General features: G+C 59.0%; 6 protein-coding genes and 1 pseudogene. 5 read left to right on the top strand and 2 right to left on the bottom strand.

Going from position 1 to position 6,002, the window contains the following annotated elements:
* The coding region (gene purD, locus ABJP42_RS11615; RefSeq protein ID WP_348340476.1) for a phosphoribosylamine--glycine ligase at positions 1 to 881 on the bottom strand (881 nt) is incomplete at its 3' end.
* A gap of 74 nt (positions 882 to 955) precedes the next feature.
* Here purD and ABJP42_RS11610 point away from each other — a divergent pair.
* Together ABJP42_RS11610 and xseA are read left to right on the top strand one after the other, a co-directional pair.
* Positions 956 to 1,576 carry a glycine-rich domain-containing protein gene (locus ABJP42_RS11610; protein WP_348340474.1) on the top strand — a complete coding sequence of 207 codons (621 nt, stop codon included), beginning with the start codon at positions 956 to 958 and terminating at the stop codon, positions 1,574 to 1,576.
* 93 nt (positions 1,577 to 1,669) lie between these two features.
* A complete protein-coding gene (xseA, locus tag ABJP42_RS11605) occupies positions 1,670 to 3,106 on the top strand; it encodes an exodeoxyribonuclease VII large subunit (RefSeq protein WP_348340472.1) in 1,437 nt (478 codons plus the stop codon).
* A gap of 50 nt (positions 3,107 to 3,156) precedes the next feature.
* On the opposite strand, the gene ABJP42_RS11600 is transcribed toward xseA, so the two are convergent.
* Complete coding sequence (locus ABJP42_RS11600) at positions 3,157 to 3,558, bottom strand: hypothetical protein (RefSeq protein WP_348340470.1); 402 nt, start codon at positions 3,556 to 3,558, stop codon at positions 3,157 to 3,159.
* A 173-nt stretch (positions 3,559 to 3,731) separates the two neighbouring features.
* Here ABJP42_RS11600 and ABJP42_RS11595 point away from each other — a divergent pair, with 173 nt between their 5' ends.
* From ABJP42_RS11595 to ABJP42_RS11585, 3 genes and pseudogenes are all read left to right on the top strand, one after another.
* Positions 3,732 to 4,379, top strand: coding sequence for a lysoplasmalogenase family protein (locus ABJP42_RS11595; RefSeq protein ID WP_490363217.1), 648 nt, complete (start codon positions 3,732 to 3,734; stop codon positions 4,377 to 4,379).
* A gap of 76 nt (positions 4,380 to 4,455) precedes the next feature.
* The gene (gene ftsY, locus ABJP42_RS11590) at positions 4,456 to 5,553 is read left to right on the top strand and encodes a signal recognition particle-docking protein FtsY (protein ID WP_348340468.1); all 1,098 of its coding nucleotides are present in this window, start codon (positions 4,456 to 4,458) and stop codon (positions 5,551 to 5,553) included.
* 121 nt (positions 5,554 to 5,674) lie between these two features.
* Positions 5,675 to 6,002 (top strand): annotated as a pseudogene (locus tag ABJP42_RS11585) (multidrug transporter); the annotation flags it as partial.

The raw sequence follows: 6,002 nt of genomic DNA, 5'->3' as shown, positions 1-6,002 counted from the left end.
ACCTGACATTCGGGATCGCCAAAGCGCACGTTATATTCCACCAGGCGCGGCTGACCGTCCTTGATCATCAGCCCGGCATAAAGCACGCCTTGATAGGGCATGCCGCGCTCTGCCATGACTTTCATTGTGGGTTTGACAATTTCTTCCATGGCCTTGGTTTCGATCTCGGCGCTGAGCACGGGCGCCGGGGAGTAGGCCCCCATGCCACCGGTGTTTGGTCCGGTATCGCCTTCGCCCACACGTTTGTGATCCTGGGCGGATCCAATCGACAACACTTCTTCACCGTCGACCAGGACAAAAAGCGAGGCCTCCTCGCCTTCCATGAACTCTTCGATCACCACCTCGGCGCCAGCGCCGCCAAAGGCACCGCCGAACATGTCGTCAATTGCGGCCAGCGCCTCCTCTTCGGTCATGGCGATGATCACGCCCTTGCCGGCGGCCAGACCATCCGCCTTGACCACTGTTGGCGCGCCATGCTGGCGGATATGGGCCTTGGCGGCTTCTGCGTCGGTGAAATGGCCATAGCCTGCCGTCGGCGCCTGTGCAGCGTCGCAGACTTCCTTGGTGAAGCTTTTGGAGGCTTCCAGCCGCGCTGCGGCCTCGGAGGGGCCAAAGACCATGACGCCTGCGTCGCGCAAGCGATCCGCAACGCCCGCTGCCAGCGGCGCTTCGGGGCCGATGATGACAAAGCCAATGGCGTTTTCTTCGACAAAGACGGTCACGGCGGCCCCGTCCATGATATCGAGACTGGCGCATTCGGCGATCTGGGCGATACCGGCATTGCCCGGTGCTACGATCAGCTTGTCGCATTTTGGATTCTGCATCACAGCCCAAGCCAAGGCATGTTCACGCCCGCCGCTGCCGAGGATAAGGATATTCAAGTCACTCTCCACTTGCTAAGCTTTGTGCGAGGTCTAGTAGTTGAAGCGGAAACAGGCAAGGGACGCATTCAGAGATGTCGCATTTGAGCAAACCTGATTTGTGGGATCGGATTTCCGAGTATGACCTTCCTACACTTGAAGGTGGAATGACCTTTGTCGATCTCTTGCGACGCGACACTAAATTCACGCGGAGCCTGGCCGAAGATGTCATTGATGAATACAGGCGTTTTGCCTATCTGACCCAGGTTGCGGATCAGCCTCTTGTTCCTTCACCTCGGGTGGATAAGGCCTGGCATCTGCATCTCACTCTGACGAGGGATTACTGGGAGCGCTTTTGTGGCGAGACCCTGGGAAGCAAATTGCATCATACCCCAGGTCAAGGCGCGTTTCATGAGCATCCTGATTACGCCGCTACGCTGGCCTTGTATCGAAAAGAATTTGGCTTCTCACCCCCCTATGATCACTGGCCTACTTCGGCACGCAAGGCACCAGATACCATTTACCTGTTGTTTGCTTTATTGGTGGGGCTGATTGGTTTTCTTGCCAAAGAGCCGATGGCCATCTACATCGCCGCCGCCTTAGGGAGCGTTTATGCTCTGTCCTTCTGGGGGGAGCTGCCCTTTTTCCGAGCATCCGGTATCGGGTCCGAGCACGAAACCAACGGGTCAAGTTGTAGCAGCTGCGGCGGAGATTGAGATTTTCAACTATTGGCCTCCCAGAGCCATCGCAGTAGTAGATACCGTGTAAATCAATACGAATATGCGAGAGATCGCTGGAGGCATACGCGTTTGTCCGACCTATTTGATGATCCTACCCCCGGCCAGAACGCGCCTGAGTTCAGCGTTTCGGAGATTTCCGGTGAGGTGAAGCGCACGCTGGAAGGCACCTTTGGCCGCATTCGGGTACGTGGCGAGGTTGGCCGGGTCTTCAAGGCGCGCTCGGGTCATCTTTACTATGATATCAAAGATGACCGCTCGGTACTGGCCTGCACCACCTGGAAGGGGCAAATTTCCAGCCTTGCGGTGGTCCCCGAAGAAGGGCTGGAGGTGGTTGTCACCGGGCGGCTCACGGCCTTTGGGGCGCAGTCAAAATACAACATGAACGTCGATGAGGTGGCGGTTGCCGGGCAGGGCGCGCTGATGGCGCTTTTGGAAAAACGCAAGAAGCAGCTCGAATCCGAAGGGCTATTTGCCAATGAACGCAAAAAGCCTTTGCCCTATCTGCCCCACATCATTGGCGTGGTGACATCGCCCTCTGGGGCGGTGATCCGCGACATTCTTCATCGGTTGCGCGAGCGCTTCCCGCGCAAGGTGCTGGTCTGGCCGGTGGCAGTGCAGGGCAGCAACTGCGCCCCCGAGGTGGCCCATGCCATCGAAGGTTTCAACCGGATGACGCCAGGCGGCGCCCTGCCGCGCCCGGATCTGATCATCGTGGCCCGAGGGGGCGGTGCCATCGAGGATCTTTGGGGGTTCAACGAAGAGGTGGTGGCGCGGGCGGCTGCGGCCTCGCAGATCCCGCTGATCTCAGCCGTTGGTCACGAGACTGATACCACCCTGATTGATTTCGTTTCGGACAAGCGGGCGCCAACGCCAACGGCTGCTGCTGAACTGGCGGTGCCGGTGCGGCTGGAGCTGATGGCCTGGGTCGAAGATCAAGGCACGCGGCTGTTGCGCGGTGCAGGCCAGGCGGTGCAGATGCGCCGCCAGCGTCTGAATGATCTGTCGCGGGCGATGCCCCGTCCCGAAAGCCTGCTGGAAACGCCACGGCAGCGCTTTGATCAGGTCTCTTACAATTTGCCTCGGGCCCTGATGGCCGGGGTGCAACGGCGGCGGGTGTCTTTGAGTGAAGCCGCTGCCGGGCTGCGGCCTGCCACGCTGCGTGGCCTGGTTCAAGGCAGGCGTAGTGATTTGGAAACAGCTTCTGCCAAGCTATCTCTTACTCCAATTGCGCGCGAGATTTCCCGTCAAAAGGCGGATCTGGCCAAGGTAGCAACACGACTGACGGCGGCACAGAGCCTGCGGGTTGAACGCCAGCGGCAGCAGTTGGTTGCCACGGGACGTCAGCTTGATATTCTGAGCTACAAGGCGACGCTCGCGCGTGGCTATGCGGTGGTGCGCAGTGGTGATGCCCTTGTCACAACACGGGCTGCTGCCGAGGCAGCATCAACGCTGCAGATCGAATTTGCCGATGGGCAGGTTGCGCTGAAAGGACCTGCCAAAGCCTAGAGACCCGGTCGTAAAAATGGGAAGCATTGCGCGGTAGTAGAGCAACGGGGCTAAACACCGACCTCTGGACCAAGGCAGAGCATTTCTTCGTCAATGTCACCTGATTCATATAGCTCAGTTGCCTGGGGGTCGTTCTGAAACCGCGCATTGAGCCCATTTGGCGTAAGCGCGAAGCTCCAGCATTGCGGCCCACTGTTGTCCTCATAGACAAAACAGATCTGGCCAGCCTCTTCGTACCAGCTGCCCTCTTGGCAGCGCCCGTCCAGAAAGGACCAAATGACGCGGCGGTCAGGCAGGTAGCGTTCAACCCCATAGGCGGTGCCGTCAAAGCCATAAAACAGGGTTTTGCCCTGGGTGTAGCGGTCGAACTCCTCGGCGCTCAAAGGCTCAGCCGCCTGGGCCGACAATGGCAGGGTCAAGAGATAGAAAAAGAGAATCAAAAACCGTCGCATAGGCAGAGTGTGACAGAGAGGCGGCCTGGAGGCCAAACATTTGGCCTGGTAGCCTGTTTCGTGTTGGCGCTGCCGGTCGTGCCACTCCAGCTTCCCCGGCGTTTCATTTGAAAAGGCCCGCCATGCGCGGCAAGCATGGGCGAACGCGTTTGCGACAGATGGGAGAACACCAGGTGACAGTGCTACAAATCCTTGAGCTGATGGCCACTTTGGCTGCATTGAGCTATCTCGTTTTTACCGCCCGCGACCCCAGTGCCCTGCGCAGTTTCCTCAAAACCACTTCTGTTGCCCTGCTTGGGCTGGCGGCGCTGATCGCAGGCGCGCCGCTGTGGTTGGTGCTGGGGCTGGCGCTCTGTGCCCTGGGAGATTTCTTTTTGTCTTTGGAGGGCGAGCAAGCCTTCATGGCAGGAATTGGTGCCTTTGCGCTGGGCCACCTAGCCTATGTGGTACTGTTCCTGGGCCAGGCCGGCAGTGATCTGAGCCAGATCTGGGCGCTGCCTGCTTTGGGGCTGACCTGTGCCATTCTCGGGCTGGGACTGGTCATGGCCTGGGTCCTGGCGCCGAAGGCTGGCGAATTGAAGATCCCGGTTCTGATCTATATTCCGATCATCCTCTCCATGGGGCTGGCCGCCCTGAGCCTGAGTGATGGGGCTGCTCTTTGGGTGCTCCTTGCCGCCCTGGCCTTTATGGCATCAGACGTGGTTCTGGCCTTTGAAACCTTTGTCCTGCGCTCGGATCACCCTTTGCGCCGCTACACGCCCTATGCGATCTGGCCGCTTTATTGGGGAGCACAGGCCGGGTTTTATCTGTCTTTTTCCTAACACAAATCCCGCATCCGCTTTGCAACCCGGTGCAATCCGCATTAGGTGATGGGGAAACCCTGTTGCGGAGGCCCTGATGGCGTTTTTCTCAAAGCTCAAAGAGCGTTTGTTCAAATCCTCATCCAAGCTGGACGAGGGGCTGGAAGCTATTGTCGAGGAGGCCGCCGAGACAGAGCCACCTGCGCCGCTGGAAGCGCCTCTTGAGGAGCAGCCGGTGGCGGCCTCACCAACGGCCCCTGCAGCAACCGCGATCAAAGATACCCCCGCTGAGGCTCAGACAGAAAAATCCTCTGGTATTCTAGGGCGTCTGATGGGACGCGGGAGCAGTTCCGAACAGCGCCGTACCCTGGACGATGACATGCTGGAGCAGCTCGAAGAGCTGTTGATTGCTGCCGACATGGGCGTCGATACCGCCCTGCGGGTGACTTCCAATATGGCCGAAGGACGCCTGGGCAAAAAACTCTCGGCCCGTGAGATCAAGGAATTGTTGGCGGCGGAAATTGCAAGGGTGATGGAGCAGGTGGCCAAGCCGATGCCAATCTATGCCCACCGCCCACAGGTGGTTCTGGTGGTGGGGGTCAATGGCTCTGGCAAGACCACCACCATTGGCAAACTGGCCAGCCAGTTCAAAGCGGCAGGCAAAAACGTGGTGATTGCCGCAGGGGATACCTTTCGCGCCGCCGCCGTAGAGCAGCTTCAGGTCTGGGGCGATCGCGCTGGCGTACCTGTGTTGACTGCTCCGGAAGGCTCTGATCCCGCCAGCCTCGCCTATGACGCCATGACTCGCGCCCAGGAAGAGGGCGCCGATTTGTTGATGATCGATACCGCCGGTCGTCTGCAGAACCGGGCCGACCTGATGGAAGAATTGGCCAAGATCATTCGCGTCATTCGTAAAAAAGATGAGACCGCGCCGCATAATACTCTGCTGGTACTAGATGCCACCACCGGCCAGAATGCGCTCAGCCAGGTAAAGACATTCCAGGACCTGGCCGATGTATCCGGGTTGGTGATGACCAAATTGGACGGCACTGCCAAGGGCGGTGTGCTGGTGGCGCTGGCAGATAGGTTCGGCCTGCCAATCCATGCCATCGGCGTCGGTGAACAAATCGACGACCTCGCCCCCTTTGATCCCGAAGAATTCGCCGCTGCCCTGACCGGCCTAGACAACAGCTAAAGATGCGCCGCGAGCCAGATCAGCTTCCCTATCGTTTCATTTGGCCAAAAATATCCTCCGGGGGTTTGGGGGTGGAAAACCCCCGAGACACCACAACAGCCACAAGGAATAGACCTGGAATATGAGCGACTGGCTAATCTCCCTTGAGGGCACAGAAGCAGGCCATCAGGCGGCGCTCTGGCTGGCCCTTATGGCGGCCTTTTTACATGCGGTCTTTGGAGCGCTGCAAAAAGGCAAGCATGATCCCTGGCTGTCGCGCGGGGCCATTGATGCCTCCTATGGGTTGATGGCCGCTCCCTTTGCCCTCTTTGTGGTGCCCTGGCCCGAGCCCCATATGTGGCCAATCTTTTCCGTGGTCTGGGTGATACACGTGGCCTATAAGGTGTTGCAGGCGCTGGCCTATACCAAGGGCAGCTATACTGTGGTCTACCCGGTGGTGCGCGGCACGG

The sequence above is a fragment of the Pseudophaeobacter sp. genome, assembly GCF_039971195.1.
Lineage (GTDB): Bacteria > Pseudomonadota > Alphaproteobacteria > Rhodobacterales > Rhodobacteraceae > Pseudophaeobacter.
Note: the sequence above shows the minus strand (reverse complement) of the source record. Positions and strands in the feature narration are given on the sequence as shown.

Coding starts and splice junctions, on each gene's coding strand:
- ftsY (WP_348340468.1), top strand. CDS start 4,456: ATGGCGTTTTTCTCAAAGCTCAAAGAGCGTTTGTTCAAATCCTCATCC.
- ABJP42_RS11610 (WP_348340474.1), top strand. CDS start 956: ATGTCGCATTTGAGCAAACCTGATTTGTGGGATCGGATTTCCGAGTAT.
- ABJP42_RS11600 (WP_348340470.1), bottom strand. CDS start 3,558: ATGCGACGGTTTTTGATTCTCTTTTTCTATCTCTTGACCCTGCCATTG.